General features: G+C 41.6%; 17 protein-coding genes. 7 read left to right on the top strand and 10 right to left on the bottom strand.

The window, feature by feature from the left end; all coding sequences use genetic code 11:
- Positions 1–519: 519 nt before the first annotated feature.
- The 5 genes from J4861_RS05490 to J4861_RS05470 all read right to left on the bottom strand — a co-directional run bounded on the left by J4861_RS05490 (position 520) and on the right by J4861_RS05470 (position 7,511).
- On the bottom strand, positions 520–1,449 hold the full coding sequence (locus tag J4861_RS05490; RefSeq protein WP_211816146.1) for a DNA/RNA non-specific endonuclease: 930 nt from the start codon (positions 1,447–1,449) through the stop codon (positions 520–522).
- A gap of 278 nt (positions 1,450–1,727) precedes the next feature.
- Positions 1,728–1,979 (bottom strand): type B 50S ribosomal protein L31, encoded by a 252-nt coding sequence (locus tag J4861_RS05485; RefSeq protein ID WP_004361523.1) that lies wholly within the window; start codon positions 1,977–1,979, stop codon positions 1,728–1,730.
- 325 nt (positions 1,980–2,304) lie between these two features.
- Positions 2,305–3,651 carry a choice-of-anchor J domain-containing protein gene (locus tag J4861_RS05480; protein WP_211816144.1) on the bottom strand — a complete coding sequence of 449 codons (1,347 nt, stop codon included), beginning with the start codon at positions 3,649–3,651 and terminating at the stop codon, positions 2,305–2,307.
- Between the two features lie 23 nt (positions 3,652–3,674).
- Positions 3,675–4,910 (bottom strand): DUF5689 domain-containing protein, encoded by a 1,236-nt coding sequence (locus J4861_RS05475; protein ID WP_211816143.1) that lies wholly within the window; start codon positions 4,908–4,910, stop codon positions 3,675–3,677.
- A gap of 21 nt (positions 4,911–4,931) precedes the next feature.
- On the bottom strand, positions 4,932–7,511 hold the full coding sequence (locus J4861_RS05470; protein ID WP_211816142.1) for a porin family protein: 2,580 nt from the start codon (positions 7,509–7,511) through the stop codon (positions 4,932–4,934).
- 295 nt (positions 7,512–7,806) lie between these two features.
- Between J4861_RS05470 and J4861_RS05465 the strand changes: the two genes are divergently transcribed.
- The 3 genes from J4861_RS05465 (at position 7,807) to udk (ending at position 10,188) form a co-directional block, all read left to right on the top strand.
- Positions 7,807–8,850, top strand: coding sequence for an endonuclease/exonuclease/phosphatase family protein (locus J4861_RS05465; RefSeq protein WP_211816141.1), 1,044 nt, complete (start codon positions 7,807–7,809; stop codon positions 8,848–8,850).
- A 75-nt stretch (positions 8,851–8,925) separates the two neighbouring features.
- A complete protein-coding gene (locus J4861_RS05460; protein ID WP_211806422.1) occupies positions 8,926–9,510 on the top strand; it encodes a uracil-DNA glycosylase family protein in 585 nt (194 codons plus the stop codon).
- Positions 9,511–9,561: 51 nt separating this feature from the next.
- Positions 9,562–10,188, top strand: coding sequence for a uridine kinase (gene udk, locus J4861_RS05455; protein WP_211816140.1), 627 nt, complete (start codon positions 9,562–9,564; stop codon positions 10,186–10,188).
- 675 nt (positions 10,189–10,863) lie between these two features.
- Here the strand turns inward: udk and J4861_RS05450 are convergent.
- Genes J4861_RS05450 through J4861_RS05440 form a run of 3 tightly spaced genes read right to left on the bottom strand, consistent with a single transcriptional unit; the run spans position 10,864 to position 12,535 of the window.
- Complete coding sequence (locus J4861_RS05450; RefSeq protein ID WP_013265140.1) at positions 10,864–11,316, bottom strand: DUF4293 domain-containing protein; 453 nt, start codon at positions 11,314–11,316, stop codon at positions 10,864–10,866.
- A 3-nt stretch (positions 11,317–11,319) separates the two neighbouring features.
- Positions 11,320–11,661, bottom strand: coding sequence for a DNA-directed RNA polymerase subunit omega (locus tag J4861_RS05445; protein ID WP_013265878.1), 342 nt, complete (start codon positions 11,659–11,661; stop codon positions 11,320–11,322).
- Positions 11,662–11,695: 34 nt separating this feature from the next.
- Positions 11,696–12,535, bottom strand: a complete 840-nt coding sequence (locus tag J4861_RS05440; RefSeq protein ID WP_211816139.1) for an outer membrane protein assembly factor BamD — start codon at positions 12,533–12,535, stop codon at positions 11,696–11,698.
- A gap of 149 nt (positions 12,536–12,684) precedes the next feature.
- Between J4861_RS05440 and uvrB the strand changes: the two genes are divergently transcribed.
- Positions 12,685–14,730 (top strand): excinuclease ABC subunit UvrB, encoded by a 2,046-nt coding sequence (gene uvrB, locus J4861_RS05435; RefSeq protein ID WP_211816138.1) that lies wholly within the window; start codon positions 12,685–12,687, stop codon positions 14,728–14,730.
- A 594-nt stretch (positions 14,731–15,324) separates the two neighbouring features.
- Here the strand turns inward: uvrB and J4861_RS05430 are convergent.
- Both J4861_RS05430 and J4861_RS05425 read right to left on the bottom strand, forming a co-directional pair.
- The gene (locus J4861_RS05430) at positions 15,325–16,359 is read right to left on the bottom strand and encodes an IS110 family RNA-guided transposase (RefSeq protein ID WP_211816136.1); all 1,035 of its coding nucleotides are present in this window, start codon (positions 16,357–16,359) and stop codon (positions 15,325–15,327) included.
- Between the two features lie 454 nt (positions 16,360–16,813).
- Positions 16,814–16,999, bottom strand: a complete 186-nt coding sequence (locus J4861_RS05425; RefSeq protein ID WP_036924233.1) for a PG1828 family lipoprotein — start codon at positions 16,997–16,999, stop codon at positions 16,814–16,816.
- A gap of 341 nt (positions 17,000–17,340) precedes the next feature.
- Here J4861_RS05425 and mtaB point away from each other — a divergent pair, with 341 nt between their 5' ends.
- The 3 genes from mtaB (at position 17,341) to J4861_RS05410 (ending at position 20,660) form a co-directional block, all read left to right on the top strand.
- A complete protein-coding gene (mtaB, locus tag J4861_RS05420; RefSeq protein WP_211816134.1) occupies positions 17,341–18,690 on the top strand; it encodes a tRNA (N(6)-L-threonylcarbamoyladenosine(37)-C(2))-methylthiotransferase MtaB in 1,350 nt (449 codons plus the stop codon).
- On the top strand, positions 18,687–19,724 hold the full coding sequence (locus J4861_RS05415) for a glycosyltransferase family 2 protein (protein WP_211816132.1): 1,038 nt from the start codon (positions 18,687–18,689) through the stop codon (positions 19,722–19,724). The genes mtaB and J4861_RS05415 overlap by 4 nt, the downstream gene beginning before the upstream one ends.
- A gap of 123 nt (positions 19,725–19,847) precedes the next feature.
- Positions 19,848–20,660 (top strand): gliding motility protein GldB-related protein, encoded by an 813-nt coding sequence (locus J4861_RS05410; RefSeq protein ID WP_211816130.1) that lies wholly within the window; start codon positions 19,848–19,850, stop codon positions 20,658–20,660.
- Positions 20,661–21,084 lie beyond the last annotated feature (424 nt).

Raw genomic sequence — 21,084 nt, 5'->3', positions numbered from 1 at the left:
GAGGGAGAATGGGATATTATATTGGGCTAATTGGGCTTATTAGGCTAATAGGGCGAATAAGGCAAATAGAATTTAACAGGATTAATCAGGCTAATGGGGTAGATAATGCTAAACTATTAAGGGTTATTAGGCTAATTGGGCCAATCAGGGTAATAAGGCAAATTGGAATCTTTTGGTCTTATAAGGCTGATAGGTAAATAGAATAAGATAAAATAACAAGTAATTAGTGTGATAAAGCTAATTCTTTCAATTGTTAAGGTTAATGAGGCTACTTCTATTGATAGTTAAGTGTTATGAGGCTGGTAAGGCTAATTTTTTATTGATGGTGGAGAATATTATTGGAATTGTTTAAGTTGTTTATATTGCATGGAATAGATTTTTGAGAAGATACGATTGTTTATCTCGAAGCAGAGTAAGTGTAAGCATTCTCATAGTGACTTATAAGAAAAAGAGCATATTAAGTAAACTGTGAAAGTAATACTTAATATGCTCTTTTTGTGTCTATTTAGTGCTGATGCCCTATACTATATTCCAAGTGAGAATCATTTGTTCAGGAGTTTTTGATTCTACATCACGCTCTATGTTGTCAGGGAGGTTGCAGAAGAAGTCGATACCAGTTTTTGCTTCGAGTTCTTTGATGCTGATAACATATGGCTTAAGGGAGGTTTCGTTATTGTTTTCGTGTTTGAACCAGAAGGCAATAGCTTTATATTGCCAGTCACCTTGACCTCTCACTTTGTATTTCATCAGTGCTGCAGAGAAGAAATAAGTTGGTACAATAAACTTATTTTTTATATAGGTGTACTGGTCTTGTTTGTCAATTGTACCACCACGACAGATAAATAATGTATCCTTAGAGCCACTTGTATAGGTGATGTATGTTCTCATCTTTCTCTCCATCACTTCCCAGATACCAGCGTTGAAGCCGTGAACTTGTGGCTGCATATTACTGAGATAGAAGGTTTGGTCATTAGACTCTCGGCTGTTCACTCTGTCTTGTGAAGGACAGAGGTGTCCGTGGTCGTAGCCAGATCTATAATAAGGATCGGATGAAAAGAAGGAATTAGGAGTCCACAGTGGGTCCATAGGATAGAGGTCAGCACTCTGTTGACTTTTTCTCTTTACAGTTTGTTGAGCATTGTTTGCGTAAATCTGATAGCATGTCCAACGGTTAGACATTTTTTCTATGTCCCATTCAACGCTATAATTAATCTCACCACTGCTTAGTTTATGAGTAAGGATAGTACTATGTCCACCCTTTAGCTTAGGAAACTCCAGGCGGTGCGTTGCTGTACGTAAATCTTTAAGATTTGAGTTCGTGTTATTGGTTATAGTTTCTGCAATTCCTGAATTATTAGAATTATCATCGTCCTTACTACACGATGTGATTGTGCTAACAGTAAGGAGTGTAAAAGCCCATACAGCTGTGTATCGTATTATCTTGTTCATTCTTTTGTCTTTGGATGGCTGACAGTGAAGTTTTAGCTTGTTTGAAACAGATGGATTATGCGTAGACATCTAATGTCTGTTCTCCATGTTATCCCCAATCTTAAGCTTTCTATGAAGCTTTCAATTATAGGTTATCCTCTGTTATCTATTTCTTCAATACAATCTGTAGACAGAATATTATTTGTTTCTGTTCCGTTGAATGCAAAAGTGCGAGCAAACGTATATGCAACTACGTTTGTCCGCACTTTGTATGTAATAATGTCGAAGGGTATTATCGATTACTTCTTCAACTTACCGTAACGGCTCATGAAGCGGTCAACGCGACCTGCTGTATCGACAAGCTTACTCTTACCAGTGTAGAATGGGTGAGAGGTGCTTGAGATTTCGACTTTTACCACTGGGTAAGTTTCGCCTTCAAATTCTACTGTCTCTGAAGTTTTGCATGTAGACTTTGTAAGGAACATATCGCCGTTGGACATATCCTTAAATACGACGGGGCGATAGTTTTCTGGATGAATACCTTGTTTCATTTTATTGTTATCTAATTGTTAATAATATACTTGCTGTAGTCTTCCCTTTATCAAAGGGGGTATAGACACTTTACAGGGTGCAAAATTACGAATAATTCTGTAGTCAGCCAAATATTTTAAGCTGTTTTTTAGGCTCATTCGATATTTCGAGTGATACAACTAAAAATATCTACGGTATAAACTTTTGCTTCCCTTTAGGTCATTTCGTAACCAATAAGTTTCCTTATACTTAGTAATTCCGTGTGTCATGAGCCTCCGCACCATTGGTGTTTACCATGCGCACCATTGGTGCGGGGCTTTCGCACGAAGATAAGATAAGGGAACTTTACTTAACTTCTACGTCCTTGATTTCCCATGTACCAGCCTTAGTAGCAGTGCTTGTATAGAGGAATCCAATGTAAACAGTAGCCTTACCTGCGTATGCAGAGAGGTTGCATGTAGCATCGACGAATTTCCAGTCAGTACCTGTAGGATAAGTTGAAACAGCAACGTCATGCCATGTTGTACCATCTGTAGACACCTGTACCTTAAACTCGTTAGCTGCATTAGCGAAGAACTTAGCTGCATGCTTGAAAGAAAGGGTGGCAGTAGTCTTACCTGCGAGGCTGAAAGCAGGAGATGTAAGACGGCTCTCAGCAGCATAGTTAGTAGGCTTCTTAAATGCAGAAGCCTTCATGTACTTATTAGTTGCATCATGCTTCCATACGAAAGAAAGGTCTGCTGGGAGTGTAATGTTGTTGATAGTAAAGTTATCCATACCAGTCTCAAACTTAGCGGTAAGACCAGTAGCAGCAGGCTGAGGAGTAGAAGCACCGCTGATAGAGATAATCTTATTGTTCTTGTCAATCTCCATGATAACCTTGCCCTGCTTATTGGTGAAAGCCTTAAGGTTACCCTTAACAACTACCGTCTGACCAGCTTGAAGATCAGTCTTTGCAGCGAAGTCAGCACCATTGAGACCCTTACCAGAGAATACCTGGAGCGTCTTGTCTGTACCGTTATCAGAGATATAGTAAGTGATACTCTTATAGTTCTCGTTATAAGAAACTACCTCAGAGATAACACCCTTTACATAAGCCTCGCCCGTAGCAGTCTGGTTAGCCTGAATCTTTTGTACAGCTTCAGTAACAGTCCATGCAGTAGTCTCTGTATTCAAGTCAGCTGTTGGTGTTGGCTGAGCAGCCTTATTACCATTGAGAGAGTAGATATAGTTGCCCTGTGTGAACTCCTTCGTACCCTTGAAGTTTACAAGTTTACCATATACAACAACCTTATCGCCAGCGTTAAGTTTATCGCTTGCAGTGAACTTCTTATTACCAAGTGCATAGCCGCGATATACAGTCAACTGTCCGTTGGTCGTTCCATCGTCAGAGATAAGATAGGTAGCATTACCATAGTTGGCAGCATCAATCTCCTTGACACTAACGATTGTACCAGAAACATATACATCCTTATCAAGGTTCTGACCAGCATCAATATACTTCAACGCTGCAGCAACGTTGAATGGGTCAGCCTCTGTACCAGTTCCAGCAGTAGGAGTGGTAGGTGTGTTTGTGTTGTTATTGTTGTTCTCTTCAAATGTAACACTGTATGGAGCTGGAACATCCTCACAGCTTGTGAAGACAGTTGTTGTCATAGCCAGCGCCATCATTGAATAAATAATCTTTTTCATATTCTGTATAGTTATTTGTCTTGTTAATTAATTGAGATAATCTTACTGTTACGACCAACCTGTGGGTTTGATGTTGCCTCGTAAAAATCCAAGGTACCAAGGATAAGAACCTTCTTTCCTACACTAATCTGTGAAGGGTCAGTGAACTTATCGCCATTCAAGTACAAGCCACGGAACACCTGCAACTGGTCAGTTGTTGTACCATCATTAGACAGGTAGTAGCGAGCATTACCATACTGAGTTGAAACCTCATCTATCTGTGAGATGATACCCTTGATATAGTAAGTGTTAGCATCCTTCTTATTCAACTTTGCATAAGCCAAAGCACGTGTGATATCCAATGGGTTAGCCTGTGTGCCATCACCCTTGCCTGGGAGTCCCTTGAATGGGTCAACCTTCTCTGCAGGCTTGATGTCATCAAGTGAGCGGATGATAATCTCCCACTGGTTATTAAAGCGTTTGAAGATACCAACGATGTCAACCTTACCCGTTGGGACCTTGCTATTAGCGAATTTAGCAAAGTTACTATTATACACGATAACCTTTCTGCCATCCTGCTCGTTTAGGGTCCAGCTAACGCTACCCGCACCGCCATTAGCATCAGCGAAAGTATCAGTAACCTTACTGCTGTTGCTACTCTTAAAGCTAACGTTACGGATAATACCCAACTTACCGCCATCAGTGTCGAGGTTCCAAGTTGTTGCGTTGGTGCCAGAAGCAAACTCAGTAGGTTCAACCTTATTACCAGAAGAGAGAATCTTATAGTGCTGATCCCAAACAGTACGGCTGATACGACCAATGGTTGTTGCACCAGAAGCATTCACAGAAGGAACACCAATCTGTGCCTGCTTACCATAGTTGCCTACGTAAAGGTCCTTCAGACTTACCAAGACTTCCGTGCCGATAGGTAGTGCACCATGCAAACCACCCTGAGCAACACTAACGATAATAGCACCTGTTGCGTCCTGCAAAGCTAACTCCTGATAGATGTTACCAGCAACGTCAGAACTTGTAACGATAGCCTTTATCTTGATATCGTCTGTAACCTTAGCATAGCTGACGCCATCACGGTAATCCGTCGCAATATAGTTAGCAAACTTACTCTTCAGCTGAGCAATAGAAATGACATTTGTTTCGGTCAGTTCATTGTTGCCGTATGGCGCCGAACCTGTTTCAGCTGGCTCTGCGTAGCTATCGCCCATACAAGATGCAAAGAGTGCGCAGACAGCTGCCATCATTAAATATTTCAGTTTCTTCATAATCGTTTCCTGTATTTAGTTTTAGAATTTGTAAGCTACGTTCAACATACCATTGATACCATTCACGTAATACTTCTTAGGATTGCGGTAGAAGTCGTAAGCACGTGTTGTAGCAGCTCCAGTCGTCTTGTTGACAGTGTAGTTGCTGCGGCCCTGCTCATAACCACCACTTACAATCTTCTGGTTGTTCAGTAAGTTGGTAATCATCAAGTTGATAGACAAACTTCCATGGCGGAGATAAAGACTCTTACCGATAGAAGCATCGAGCATAAAGCCACCATGACCCTCAGTTTGTGCGTAAGGAGTATAGTTGCCATTAGCATCCATACCGCCAAGCGCAGTACCCATTGTGCGGAGAGTGTTGCCATAACGGAGGCTTGGTGCGTAAGAGAGGTAGATACGATCATAGTAGTTACCGCTCAAGTCGATGAACCAACCACCCTTGTGATAACTGAGGATTGCACTGTAAACACTCAGAGGAGTGCTTGCTTCGTGCATATTCTTATTGTAAACAATATCCTTGTTATAAGTGCTCTTCGTAGAGTTCAAGTAGATAACATCAGCATTGTTAGCATTCTTAGCCTCGCTCCAAGTACCGAGCGCCTTGAAGTTAAGGAAGCTTGTGAGCTTGAAGTCAAGTCCCAACTCAATACCATAGTAATTCTTCTTCATGTTAGTCATGCTAACGTATGTGAAAGAGTTAGCATCATCAAAGTAGAAGTTCTGCCACTCGGTCACGTTTGTCATGTGGTTGTAGTAGCTACTGAGGTTAGCGTGGAGCCAACTACCAGAGTACTGATAGCTAAGTTCGCTTGAGAAAATACGCTCATTGTGGAGGTTGAGAACAAAGTCATTGTTCATCTCAGGTGAAGCAAAAGCAGTGTTAGCATTTGGTGCACGATGCTCATAACCCAGTCCGAGAGAAAGTGCATTACCACCACCAAGGGTAACGGTAGCATTAGACTTCACACCACCTGTAAGGAAGTTTGCATCCTTGCTCTTACCAGCAGAGTTGTCAGCAAACATACCATTGCGCATGTTACCTACTCGATACATGTTGTCATAGCCAACTCTACCAGCTACCATATAGTGAAGCTTGCCAATAGTTTGCGCATAATTAGCCCAAAGTTTAGCACGGCGTACGTTGATATTATAGTCGTAACCGAATGTATCACCCTCATATACGAGCTTACCTAAACCCAAAGTACCGGTTGTATTAAGGTCATACTGAACACGTGGGTCAGCTGCAGCGTAGGTTCCGAGCGCATAAGTATTGATGTTATGGAAACTCTTTGCACCCAAGAGGTCCTCCATTGTCTGATAGTGACGAGCTAAAGTCTGACCGAGTGAAAGGCCTGCATTAAACACCTTGTTCTTACCAAGATGGTTAGTAAGAGTAGAAGACAGTGCCGTTGTCATTGCATCATTGTGCTTAGCCTGCACGTAGTAAAGTGCATCCTCACCATTGGCTGCCGCCTGGCGGTTAGCATAGTAAAGACGATCCCACTGAATCTGGCGGTTCTCCTTATTGCCCCACCAGTTCACAGCAGTCTGCCAATCAGAGAAAGTCTGTGCTGTACGATAGCGTGCATTGCTCTGATCCCACACGTCATAGTAGCTACTTGGAAGGTTCTTCCAGTAGTCAGGCTGTGGGTTTTCGCTGTTGTTATAGTTCAGCTTAGTGCTCTTATACATAGAATACTGAGCAAAAAGACTTGTTGTCAACTTCATCTTTTTATTGATATCCCAATCCCAAGTGAGGATAGCAGAAGGAGCGAAGTCGTTTATAACACGGCTATTGCGTTTGTGACCATTCTGATAACCCCAATATGGGTTGTACTGATAGTCGTTAGCAAGCCAGTAAGCCTCGTCAGTACTTGCGCCCTGTGTAGAACGCTCAGTTGGGTTACCCCATGTAGACAAAGCTAAAGAATGACCATTGTTCCATTTCTTCTGAACACCGAAGTAGTAAGACAATGAGTTATAGAAAGTCCCCTCAACGTAACCACGGTTAGCCCAACGATAAGCAACGCTGGCAGCAATAGCCCAGCCCTTAGCGTTGAATCCACTTGCATAGTTGTACATACCACGAAGGGTATAGTTACGGTTAGCAGCAGAAAGCGTGAGACGATGTCCGCCAGCCATTGAACCAGCGCGGAAGTCATAGTTGTTACTTCCAGCCAAAGCTGTCATTGAGAAGTTATTGTTCTCAAAAGGAAGTGCATAGTCAACGTTACGTGTCTGCTGGTTGATACCACCTACCATAGAGTAGCGGAACTGTCCGCTTTCCATATCGTTCATAGGTGCACCATTGATATAAACATCGTTATATTTCTGGTTCAGAGCACGGTAACGGAACCGCATGGGCGAATACAAGAAACCCACTTGTGAAGCATAGACGTTACTGTTTGAGTTGAGAATCGTTACATTTTCATTCATGTCATTGTTCTCACCTAACTGCGCTTCAGTGAAGGTGAACGCCGATTCATCCATAGCGTTGGCCGTCTGCGCCTGCTGGTTCGTCTTTGTGTCGGTATTCTGTGCGACCACCATAGACGAACTGCATAGTGCTAAAACGGCAAGTTTCAGCTTTTTCTGCATAGTTGATTACATTAAATAGGTGTTATACTATAGACTGCAAAGTAACGAAATAAATTTGGAAATAGAAAGTCTTTTTGATGAATTTTTCGAGAATTATGCGTAAATGTCGGATTATTTACCGATATTTGCAAACTAAACGTGACTGTGTCCAGGATTCAGTTATAGGCTTTGTGTGTCTATACTTAAAAGTCGAGTACATATCAGCTTATGCTTTTGTTTTCGTATTATTGCTGATTCCCAGGGTACTATAAGTCTTTGTTTAGACGCTCTGATAAAAACAACAACATTAAAAATAATGAGAAAGTTACTATTAGTTCTTTTCTGTGCCGTTCTTTTCGGTACGTCAGCTTCAGCCCAGAAGAAGTTTTCTGTTTATGCTATAGGCTTCTATAATGTAGAAAACTTGTTTGATACAACACGTGATGAAGGGAAAAACGACCACGATTTCACGCCGACTGGTAGTTATCAGTGGAACGAGATGAAGTATAGTCATAAGTTGCATAACATGGCATCGGTATTGGCAGAGATGGGTACAGATGTTCTTCCGAATGTTGGTTGTGCGGTTATTGGCTTGGCTGAGGTTGAGAACGACCACGCAATGCGTGACCTCACAGCACAGCCAGAGTTGGCAAAACGTGGCTATAAGTATGTACATATCGAAGGACCCGACCATCGTGGTATCGACTGTGCCTTGATTTATAATCCAAAACTCTTTACCGTAAGAAATACAAAGTTGGTTCCTTATGTTTATGATTTACCAAAGGACAGCACTCGTGCTACACGTGGCTTCCTTACTGTAAGTGGTACACTGGCTGGCGAACATGTGACCATCATTGTGTGCCATTTACCAAGTCGTGGTGCAGGTTCTTACTATCGTGAGTTGGGTGGTAAGCAGGTAAAGGCGTTGAAGGACTCACTTCTTCGTGAAGATCCAAAGGTGAAGGTGCTTGTTATGGGTGATATGAATGACGACCCAACCAATAAGAGTATACATGAATGTCTGTCTGCAAAGGGCGAAATCAATGAGGTTGGTGCAAATGACATGTACAATCCTTGGTATAATGTCCTTGTAAAGGAAGGAACAGGAACCTTGCAGTATCAGGGTAAGTGGAATCTCTTTGACCAGATTATCATGACTCCTAACTTGCTGAATAAGGATGGTAAGAAAGACTTCTCAGAGTTGAAGTTCTGGAAGAACCAAATTTTCCGTCGCGATTATCTCTTTCAGGAGTCAGGTAAGTATAAGGGTAATACCAAGCGAACCACTGCTGGTGGTGTTTGGCTCGATGGTTATTCAGACCACTTGCCAGTTGTAACTTACTTTGCTAAGCAGCAGTAAAGATTATTAGACTTATTAGGCTTATTAGCCCAATTAGCCCAATTAGCCTAATAAGCCCAATTTGATGATAAAACAATGGAAATAGAAACTCATCCTTTTGAGCCGTGGCTCCCATCCAATGCCAAATTGTTGCTGTTAGGAACCTTTCCGCCAGCACCAAAACGTTGGTGTATGGAATGGTATTATCCTAATTACACGAATGATATGTGGCGTATCTTTGGTCATATCTTCTTCGGAGATAAGCACTACTTTGTGGATGAAGAAAAGAAGACCTATAAACTTGATTTACTAAAGCCCTTCTTAAAAGAGAAGGGGATAGCTATCTTCGATACTGCCTTGCGTATCTATCGTACAACAGGTACGGCATCTGACAAAGACTTAGAAATCATTGAGCGTGCTGACCTCGATGGAATGCTTCGTTCATTGCCAGAGTGTAAGGCGGTGTTGGCAGCAGGTCAGTTGGCAACAACGGTCTTTACAGAGCATTATGGTATTGATGCGCGTAAGATGAAGATGGGTGATCACAAGGAGTTTAGCTTTGAGAATCGTACGCTGCGACTTTATCGTGAACCAAGTAGTAGTCGTGCTTATCCGATGAAGGTCGAGAAGAAGGCTGAGTATTACGAAAGGATGTTTAGGGATTTAGGGATATTAGGCTAATTGGACTTAAGGCAAATAAGCCCAATAATAAGAATAATAAAATCAACCAATATGAAGGATAAAATAACTATCATAGGAATAGCGGGTGGTACTGGTTCGGGAAAGACCACCGTAGTGAAGAAAATCGTAGAGAGTCTTCCTCCTCATTATGTGGCTGTTGTGCCGTTGGATTCTTATTATAATGACACGACAGAACTTACCGATGAAGAGCGCAAGGCAATCAATTTCGACCATCCAGATGCCTTTGATTGGAAACTACTCATTAAGCAGGTGAATGAGCTGCGTGAGGGAAGAGCAGTTGAACAACCAACTTATAGCTATATTCTCAGCAATCGCTTGCCAGAGACTATTCATGTAGAGCCAAAGCCTGTAATCATCGTTGAGGGTATTATGGCATTGAGCAACAAACGTCTACGTGATATGATGGATCTCAAGATTTTTGTTGATTGTGATCCTGATGAGCGCCTTATCCGTAATATTCAGCGTGATACGATAGATCGTGGTCGTACGGTTTCAATGGTTGTAGAGCGCTATTTAGAAGTATTGAAGCCAATGCATGAACAGTTCATCGAGCCTACTAAGCGTTATGCTGATGTGATTATCCCACAGGGAGGCGAGAATGTAAAGGGTATCAACATCCTCTGTAAGTATATCGAAGGCTTAATGCCAGGGGATTAAGAATAAGTAAGACAGGTTTTTGCCTGTCTTTTTTTATTGAGGATATTAGGCTTATTAGCCCAATTAGGCTAATAAGCCTAATAATAAAAGCTTCCTCCGATATGTAAAGTGATAAAGTTTACTTCTGAAAGTGGGACTTCAGTATGAGAGATGAAACGCTCTTATTAGCGTGCGGAGCCTCCGCACATATGGTGCGGAAGGTAAACACCAATGGTGCGGGTGGCTGATAGCAATCGCTTGGGCGGTTTATAACCTTATTAAATCCAAATAGGAAACAATACCATAGTAAGGACTATACATAAGCCTAACTTAGAGAGTTGGGTTAAAATGTTAGGTGTTATCTCTCCTTGAACCTTTCGATTTCTATGTAAAGATTGAATGGTTTTTGAACGCTCTATCACGATACCCTTTACAAGACAATTCACTTGAAACAAATTTTGCTGTCATTGCTATCATTCAAAGTGTTCACCTAACTTATTCTTTTACAGTTAGATTGCACGAAATGTTAAAATGACAGCAACATAAAATAAAACTATTCTTGTAAGATTTGTAATAGTTTTCTTTCGCATATAAGATCGATTCTTCTCACTTCATAGATCAGGATATCTAATAAAAAAGCGACAGCATCAAGGGATAACCTTTAATGCTGTCGCTTTTATATTGGAATCTTTTGTTTTATCTGATTCTGTCAGCTGCTCTTACTAAGGCTTCATCAGCAAGGATAGAGTGGCGTGCAAGCCACAAGAGGATGAAAGCTACGAGTGGAAGACAGGCTGCAAACTTAATGTGGAAGTCGAAGCCAGTCATCAATACTTGGCTGAACACACCATAAACCACATACCAACCAATAATCATTAACATGGAGAACGTACAGAAACGAGCCTGACGCTTGCGGTTATGATAGTCGAAGATGGCGAAGAGGTTGATAGGACAAGTTACTAAAAGAATAGCAAACAACGCCCATACGTTAAAGTCCTTACCACCGTTAGCATCACTTATCCAGAGATTCATTAACATGCTCTCAGCACCCATACCCTTTGGTTCAAAGCCACCTACAGGTAGGCAGAGGCACGCAATGGTAGTAAGCAATGCAAGAAACAGGAATACAGTTTGTTTCCTCTGTATCATAATTTAATCTTCTTCCTCGTTCAGAGCATCCTTAGAAGGATCGCGCCAATAAACGTCACCATCGATGAACTCCTGAGTAGCTAACAATGTTGGCTTTGGCAGTTTCTCGTAGTAACGGCTAATCTCAATCTGCTCACGGTTCTCGAATACCTCGTCAAGAGAATCGTTATAAGAAGCAAACTCAGCAAGTTTCTTACTCAAGTCCTGCTTAATTTCAACCGAGATTTGGTTTGCTCTCTTTGCTATGATAGCAACACTCTCATAGATGTTACCAGTATCTTTCCAAAGTTCCTGAACATCTCGGGTTACCGTATTTGACGGTGCTTTTGACTTCTTGTAATCCATTCTAATTGTCTATATTTTATAAGTCTGTTATTCTTTAATCTTTTGTATATTGCTTACACTTCTTGATGTAATCCTCAGCTGTTTTGCGTTCCTTTGAATCTGGGTACTCGTTGATAAATCCGTAGCACTCGTCTTCTGCATCCTGGAAACGTTGTACCTTCTTCTCCTCAACACTCATTTGAGCTAATTCAAACTTACTCTTCATAATGAGGATAGCAAAGTCCTCGCGTAAGTCGCTATAAGGATAATCGTTCAAAGCGTTTTGTGCAGTGATGATGCAAGCCTCGTAGTTGTTACCACCGTTGTTGTCAACGGTGCGGATGCTGTTACCAAAGTAAGAGCCAAGGTTATAATATAACTTTGCATTGAGATACTCCTTACGGACAAGCTTATCCTGCAATGCAAAGAGGCGTTGCTGAGCAGTTTCTTTCATCTTACCATTTGGGAAGATGTCCAAATACTCTTGGAAAGCTGCGATGGCTGCGACGGTAGGAGTCTGGTCAAGACGTGGCTCAGGGGTTCCTTCAAAGAGACTCTGCCCAATGTAGAAGGATGCCATTTCAGCATACTGGCCACGTGGGTAAGTCTGGTAATACTTCTTAAATGTTTCTGAAGCAGCTTGATAATCCTTCAAGCAATACTCTGCCATAGCGAGCATATAGAGACATTCCTGTGCGTTGTCAGTACCTTTCTCGATAGTCACAAGGTCTTGCAAAAGGGGCACAGCAAAGCCATACTTTCCCTTTGCAAAGCATTCCTTTGCAAATTCGTATTTATAATCGTTGTTAGTTGTCTTGTAGACTTGATTATATTCGTGTGCGCAACTTGTCAACAGTAAAACGGCACAAAGACCAATAAGAATTCTTTTCTTCATAATTTGACTTTGAAGTGCAAAGTTACATATTATTCTATAAATACGCAAAGGTGGTTTGCATTTTTAGCAAAAAATCACTATTAATTATATACTATCAGCGCTTTTTTGTATCTTTGCAATCAAAGATTGATTCACTTGACGTGTAGAAAATGAACTTCAAATTAACATCGAAATATAAACCAACGGGCGACCAGCCAGAGGCAATCAAAGAACTTACAGACGGATTAGAGCGTGGCGATAAAAGTCAAGTACTCTTGGGTGTGACAGGTTCGGGTAAGACGTTTACGGTTGCGAACGTGATTGCCAATGTCAATAAACCCACACTTATCTTGTCGCATAACAAGACTTTGGCTGCACAGCTTTATGAAGAGATGAAGGCTTTCTTCCCCGATAACGCCGTGGAGTATTATGTCTCTTATTATGATTATTATCAGCCAGAGGCTTACATGCCTGTGACGGATACCTATATTGAGAAAGATCTTGCGATTAATGACGAGATTGATAAGTTGCGTTTGTCGGCTGTATCTTCTTTGTTGTCAGGTCGTAAGGATGTTATTGTCGTGTCTTCCGTTTCGTGTATCTATGGTATGGGAGCACCAATAGCCATGAAGGAAAATGTCATTTCTATCAAGAAAGGACAAGTCATTGATCGTAATGATTTTTTAAGACGCTTGGTCGATGCACTTTATATGCGCAATGACATCGAACTACAGCGTGGAAACTTCCGTGTGAAGGGCGATACGGTGGATATTGCGATGGCTTATAACGACAATGTCTTGCGTATTACGTGGTGGGATGATGAGATAGACTCTATCGAAGAGGTGGATGCTGTTGATTTCCATCGCCTTGCGACCTTCGATGCTTACGAGATTTACCCAGCCAATCTCTTTGTTACGTCAAAGGAACAGACCGAAGGAGCCATTCGTCAGATACAAGACGACTTGGTGAAGCAGGTTAATTTTTTCACCGAGATAGGGGATAACATTAAGGCACAACGTATCAAGGAACGTGTGGAGTATGACATTGAGATGATTAAGGAACTCGGTCATTGCTCTGGTATTGAGAACTATTCACGCTACTTTGATGGTAGAGAGGCGGGAATGCGCCCTTACTGTTTGTTAGACTTTTTCCCAGAAGATTACTTGATGGTGATAGATGAGAGTCATGTGAGTGTACCGCAGATTTCAGCGATGTATGGTGGCGACCGTGCCCGAAAAAAGAATCTTGTGGAGTATGGTTTCCGACTTCCTGCAGCCTTTGACAACCGTCCGCTGCGTTTTGAAGAGTTCCATGATTTGATTCATCAGATTATCTATGTTTCGGCTACCCCAGCTGACTTCGAGTTGGCTGAATCAGAAGGTGTTGTAGTTGAACAACTTATCCGTCCTACTGGTTTGCTCGACCCAGAGATAGAGGTGCGTCCATCGGAGAATCAGATTGACGACTTGATGAACGAAATCGTTATCCGTGCAGAGAAGGAAGAGCGTGTGTTGGTGACGACACTGACCAAACGAATGGCGGAGGAGTTGACCGAATACCTGCTGAACCATGATATCCGTACGGCTTATATCCACAGTGATGTTGCCAGTTTGGACCGTATTAAGATTATCAACGACCTCCGTGCGGGTATCTATGATGTCCTTGTGGGTGTCAATCTCTTGCGTGAGGGATTAGACTTACCAGAGGTTTCATTGGTTGCTATCCTTGATGCCGATAAAGAAGGTTTCCTCCGCAGTCATAGAAGTTTGACACAGACGGCAGGACGTGCGGCTCGTAACGTGAATGGAAAGGTGATTATGTATGCCGATAACATCACAGAGAGTATGCAGAAGACCATCGATGAGACGATGCGTAGACGTACGAAGCAGCTGAAATATAATGAGGAGCATCATATTACTCCGACACAGATTGTCAAGGCTATCAAGGGTACACTGCCAGTGGGTGGTGAATCGAATCTTACTGCACAGACCGCTTCTATCGGTAAGAATGTCGGACAGGCATACGTTGAACCCAATAACGGTGTTCTCTTTGCTGCTGACCCAATTGTTGCGAAGATGAGTAAAGCACAGTTGGAGAAGAGTATTGCTAATACAACTATCCTCATGAAGCAGGCAGCAAAAGACCTCGACTTCCTACAGGCAGCGCAGTATCGTGATGAGATAATACGTTTGCAGAAGGAGTTGGAAGGGAAATAGCCTCACCCCCAGCCCCTCTCCGAGTGGAGAGGGGAGTGATTAGCGAGATACCCCCGAAGTCTTAAATGTAAAAGATGGTAGCCTCATCCCCAGCCTCTCTCCGAGCGGAGAGGCGAGTAAAATGCGTGATACCCCAGATATTAAATGTAAAAAGAGGGGTAAGAGAAGGGCGAAAAAATGTTTGTTTAGTTCGTTTGGGTCATGGTGAAAAAGTTGCTACGAGGGTTTGAAAAATCATTACAATATTTTAGGTAAAGGGTCCCTAATATAGGTGAAAAATACGTGTAAGAAGTAGGTTTGCAATCATCAGTAAATCAGTGGGTTATAAAACTGCTTTTCAAAAGGTGCTTAGTTGGACTTCAAAAGGGCGTTAGTAAGGGACTTAAAGGGCATCTTTTGCAAGCCAATTGGGCGTCTTTAAGAAGCCAAAAGAGCATGTTTTAGAAAGTGGGATGTGAAAATATAGGACAAATTATTCCTCTGTAAACATTCGTTCTTTTACTTTGTCTTTATCTTATTCTGTCTTGCATTATCCTGTCTTCTGTTCTTCTGCTTTCTATGTCAAAAACCTCCAATATTTCTTATTTTAACTATTTATTTAACATTTACACTTGGCGTTGCCACGCAGATGTTGTCAGATTGATACATGCAACCATTTCTGACCATTGCTGTTATAATGGCAATCATCTTATTCTTGACATTATTCAGTGCAACCATAGGTTTCTTTCCTCGTTCTATAAGCCTTTGATAATACTTTGTAATCTGTGGACAAGTTCGTACAGCGGCTAATGCAGCCTGTGTGAGGAGCGATTTAAGCATCTTATTAGCTATAAAGCCCACTCGTGGATCAGTGTGTACGCTTGTGCCAGAATCACGTCCAAAAGGTGCTATACCATAGTAGCAAGCAATCTTTCTTGGGTTGTAAGCGAACTTAGTAAAGTTGTTAGTATATACCATTAAACTGACAGCGTTGATAGTTCCAATACCTGGCATAGATGTGACAATGGCAAAGATACTATAGAGTTGGTCATCTGATTCGATATACTCCTTTATCTTTTCATCACACTTGGCTATTTCCTTATTTATCTCTGTAATGATATGTCTGGCACTCTGAGATATAGTATTCTTGATAGGCGATTTCTCTTGTGTAAAACGTTTCTCAATTCGTCTTACTTGAAAGCTGCACCTGTGGCGTACAAGGTGATGACGATACAAGAAAAGTTCCCGTAATCCACTCAAAGCAGGGCTTAAGGGTTCATATAACTGCGCCTTATCCTCAAAGCGGAGAGCATACTCAGCAATCATAAATGCGTCAACAGCATCATTCTTTATACGCTTCAAAGGGAATGTGCGTTTGATGGTTAGTGCATTCTCTATCCACACGTCATACCCCTGAGCATATAGCCAGTCACTCATCATACAGCTGTATCCACTCGTAGTTTCGCCACAGAACAACCAAGAGGAGCATGTTTTTTCCTCAACCACAGACTTAATCCACTTGATCATCTTACGATAACCACTCACTTTATTGTCGAACTCTGCATGCGCTTGCATAGATGTGGACTTAACGATGATAGCTACATCGAATTTTTCTTTTGAGAAATCAATGCCAATTAAAACTTTCTTCATAACTTTGCATTTTATGGAAGGCTAGCCAATAGTTGTTGGACTCAAAACTCTAAATAGGCTCGCAGCCTAGACTTTCTATCAGGTCTTTGCAACTATACAGGATGGACTAAAGCAAAAGCTGGATTTGAATTCCTTGTTACTTTAAAGTTTCCCTATCCTGTAGGCTGGTTCTTCCTTTTGACAACAAAGGTAATGAATCAACCTTATTTTCTAAAGGATTTTTATACCCTCTTTAAGTTTCTTGCTGCAAACTTAGAGTTACTTTGTCTTTATTTTATCCTGTCTTTGTTCTTCTGTTACCCTGTCTTAATCTTACTTTGTCTCAAAGTGGTTTAGTCATCTTGTCTACAGTAATAGTGGTGCTCTTCGTCTGAATTTCCTCATGTCTATAAACGAAAAAACCGCAGGACAATGTCCTGCGGCCAATTTCTCTCTTTTTCTGTTCGTTCTCTGATTACTTAACAGAGTCAGCAGCAACTGAATCAGCAGCAACTGAATCAGCGTGTACGCTATCTACCATTGAATCAGCAGCCATTGAGTCAGCTGTAGAGTCAGCGTTCTGAGCTGGCTTAGAGTTACCACCACAAGATGCGAAAGAGATAGCTGCGATAGCTACGAACATTAAAACTAATTTCTTCATTTTCTTTGCTTTTTAAATCTGTAAAACAATCATTTGTTTGTTAAAACGATGCAAAGGTAAGTATTTTTTTTATATGGCAATAATATTTTTAGAACTTTTTTTGTTCTTCTTTTGTAACAAATTCGTAAGCTATTGATAATCAATAGGATATGAATATTAAATAAATGTTAAAGGTTTTGATGTGTGCCTGCACAATTTAAAAACCCTTTCTTTTTAGCGGCTTTAAAGCCTTGTTTTAGCGTGTAAAATCTTATTTTCTGTCTTTTTCTTGTTTTTTCTGATGTGTAAACGGGGTTATTTCTTTGGTTTTGTCTTCATTTTACTGTAACTTTGCAAGTTATATGATAGATACAGCAGCATTTCAAGGCAAGACAGCCAAGTTCTATACGTTGGGTTGTAAGCTCAACTTCTCAGAGACAAGTACCTTCGCGCGTACCTTATATAATATGGGCGTGCGTGAAGCGAAGAAGACTGAGCAGGCAGACATATGTCTGATTAATACCTGTTCGGTTACTGAGGTTGCTGACCATAAGTGCCGTCAGATCATCCATCGTATGGTTCGCCAGAACCCAGGTGCTTTCGTAATCGTGACAGGTTGCTATGCTCAGCTTGAGAGTGCAACGGTAGCGAAGATAGAAGGTGTTGACCTTGTGTTGGGTAGTAATGAGAAAGCCGACCTCGTACAGTATCTTAGTGATGCTTGGAACAAGGTCGATACAGCTAAAGAAGAGGCGTCAGAGGGAGAGTATCACTCTGTTAAGACGAAGGATATTAAAAGTTTCCAAGCAAGTTGCTCACGTGGTAATCGTACACGCTACTTCCTAAAGGTGCAAGACGGATGTAATTACTTTTGCACTTATTGTACGATTCCTTTTGCTCGTGGATTCTCACGTAACCCGACTATTCAGTCACTTGTTGCGCAGGCAGAAGAGGCTGCAAGAGAGGGTGGAAAGGAGATTGTATTGACGGGAGTGAATATAGGTGACTTCGGTAAGACCACAGGTGAGAGTTTCTTAGACCTCGTAAAAGCATTAGATAAGGTAGAGGGAATACAGCGTTTCCGTATTAGTTCGCTGGAACCCGACTTGATAGATGATGAGTTGATAGCGTATTGTGCAGAGTCACGAGCGTTTATGCCACATTTCCATATCCCACTTCAGAGTGGTTCTGATGAGGTGTTGGAGTTGATGCACCGTCGTTATGACACGGCACTCTTCGCCCGTAAGATAAAACTTATTAAGGAAAAGATGCCCGATGCGTTTATCGGTGTGGATGTGATGGTAGGTTCTCGTGGCGAGCGACCAGAGTATTTTGAGGATTGTTATAACTTCCTCGACTCCCTTCCAGTCACCCAACTCCATGTCTTCCCTTATTCAGAACGTCCAGGAACTGCGGCATTGTCAATTCCTTATGTGGTAGATGACCGTGAGAAGAAGCACCGTGCGCATAAGCTATTGAAGCTCTCTGACGAGAAGACACGTGCCTTCTATGCAGCGCATATAGGGCAGGAGGCAGACGTCCTCTTTGAGAAAGCGGCACGCGGAAAGGCTATGCACGGCTTTACAGATAACTATATTCGTGTGGAACTGTCGCCTGATCAGGCAAAGGAAGAATATGACAACCAGATTCTCCGAGTACGATTGGGAGAGTTTAATTTCGATCAAAGTTCATTAAAGGCAGAACTCTTATGAAAGTAGCGATAGTCATATTGAACTGGAATGGACGAAGCATGATGGAGCAATATCTCCCTTCTGTGCTGAATTATTCACGAGATGAGGCAGAGGTTATCATAGCCGACAATGCTTCAACAGATGACTCTGTTGCTTGGTTGAAAGAAACTTATCCACATGTTCGGGTGATAGAATTAGCTGAAAACTACGGCTTTGCAGAAGGCTATAATCGTGCGCTAAAGCAGGTAGACAGCGAATATTACGTGTTGTTAAACAGTGATGTTGAGGTCACACACCACTGGCTAACGCCCCTCATCGAGGAGATGGACGCTCATGAGGACATAGCAGCTTGTCAGCCAAAACTGCTCTCCGCTGCCAATCCTGATGCTTTTGAGTATGCCGGTGCATCGGGAGGTTTCATTGATCGTTATGGCTATCCGTTCTGCCGTGGACGCATCTTTGACACGGTAGAGGATGATAATGGGCAGTATGATAACAGTGAAGAGATACTTTGGGCAACAGGTGCTTGCTTGATGATACGTGCCAGAGACTATTGGGCAGCAGGTGGATTGGACGGCAGATTCTTTGCCCATAATGAAGAAATCGACCTCTGTTGGCGTCTGCATCAGATGGGTAAGCGCATCTTCTGTTTCCCTGAAAGCTATGTTTATCACGTTGGAGGCGGCACATTGCCTAAGTCAAATCCACGTAAAACCTTCCTGAACTTCCGTAATAACTTGACCATGTTATGGAAGAACTTACCAGAGGATGAATTGAAGCATGTCATGCGCGTAAGATGGTTTTTAGACTATTTGGCTGCATTTCAAACGCTGATTCTGAATCATAATTGGGGTGAATTTAAGGCAATCTTCTCAGCACGTAGGGCTTTTAAAAAGTGGCGACATGAGTTTGAGAGATTACCTATTCGTCTTGATGGAGTGGTAAAACATCGAGAAAACCTCCCTTCTTGTACGAATGATGGGCGTAAGAAATATGCTCTTCTTTGGCAATACTACGTAAAGGGTCGTAAGGTGTTTAGCTCCTTATCTGAATGAAAATGAGATATGGTTGCATATTATTTTAATATTTTTAGCAGAACGCTTGCGTTTTAAAATATATTTTAGTAATTTTGCAATCAATACTCAAATATTGTAAAAACAATCTGTCAGTAATAGCCTGTGAGATATCTCTATTGTATATTATTAGTTGTTCTGTTCACCTGTGTAGGCTGTCAGTTCAAACTTTCATCTGATGGCATGAATAAAAATTCACTGTTATTAGAGATAGATCGCTATGACCGTTTGGAATATCGTTACTTGACAACGGGTGATTTCTCTGCCCTTCAGCAGATGAATACAGAGTATCCGATAGAGACCCGTACACTGATAGAGGATGTCGTAAAGATTGGTGAGATAACCGATCCAGACATCAATACAAAGTTCTTGAAGTTCTATCAAGACACGACCTTACAGTCTGTTATAGCAGATGTAGAGTCGGAGTTTGCCAATACAGAAGACCTTGATCATCAGTTTAGTGGAGCATTCAGACGACTGAAACAGGCTTTGCCGAACATTACAGTCCCAAGAGTCTATGCACAGATATCAGCTTTAGACCAAAGTGTTGTCGTGGGTAATGGTACTATCGGTATCTCGCTTGACAAGTATCTCGGTCCTAATTATCCTTTGTATGCGAAGTTCTATTCGCCAACACAGCGTAAACAGATGTCACGTGAATACATCCTTCCAGATTGTATGACATTCTATTTGATGAGTATCTATCCTTTACAGCATTTTGAATCGCGTCCGCAAGTGGAGCGTGACTTGCAGATTGGAAAGATACAATGGATTGTCAATCAGATAATGACAAAGCGAACCTATCACAGTCGGTATGAGGAGGCTGTAGACAACTATATGAAGAAGAACCCTAAGACTTCTTATGAGGAACTGCTTCGTATGACAGATTTCTCCAAATTTACTGTTGTGGAGAGTTAAAGAACATTGCTTGACGAAATCAAAAGAAAGATACTATCCCCTCTCAGAACCAATGGCATCGACCGTATGAAAGGTTTTGCAGAGGGGATAATTGTATCACCAAGTTATCAGAGTTTAACCTCTAATCAGTCGTTGGAAGATAAATCACTCGTATCTCAGTGATATATTATAAGGTAATATGCCCTCAGCACAAATGGTGCTAAGCCTTCGCACCACATGTGCGGAGCCTCCGCACGAGGCTTGAATAGGGTAGGTGAAGTTTGTAACTATCATTTTATTTGTGGCAAGATACAAATAGTAGACATACAAGGTGTGTTTTTAAGTAAGCGGTGTAAACAGTTTGTCATCTGTTGATAAGCTAATATTTTTTGTGTGTATTTTGTTGTGAACGATTAAATTTAGCGTCATGTAATAACAAAAATGT

Source organism: Prevotella melaninogenica (assembly GCF_018127925.1).
Lineage (GTDB): Bacteria > Bacteroidota > Bacteroidia > Bacteroidales > Bacteroidaceae > Prevotella > Prevotella melaninogenica_C.
The sequence above is the reverse complement of the archived record's forward strand: the minus strand, read 5'-3'. Positions and strand labels throughout refer to the sequence as shown.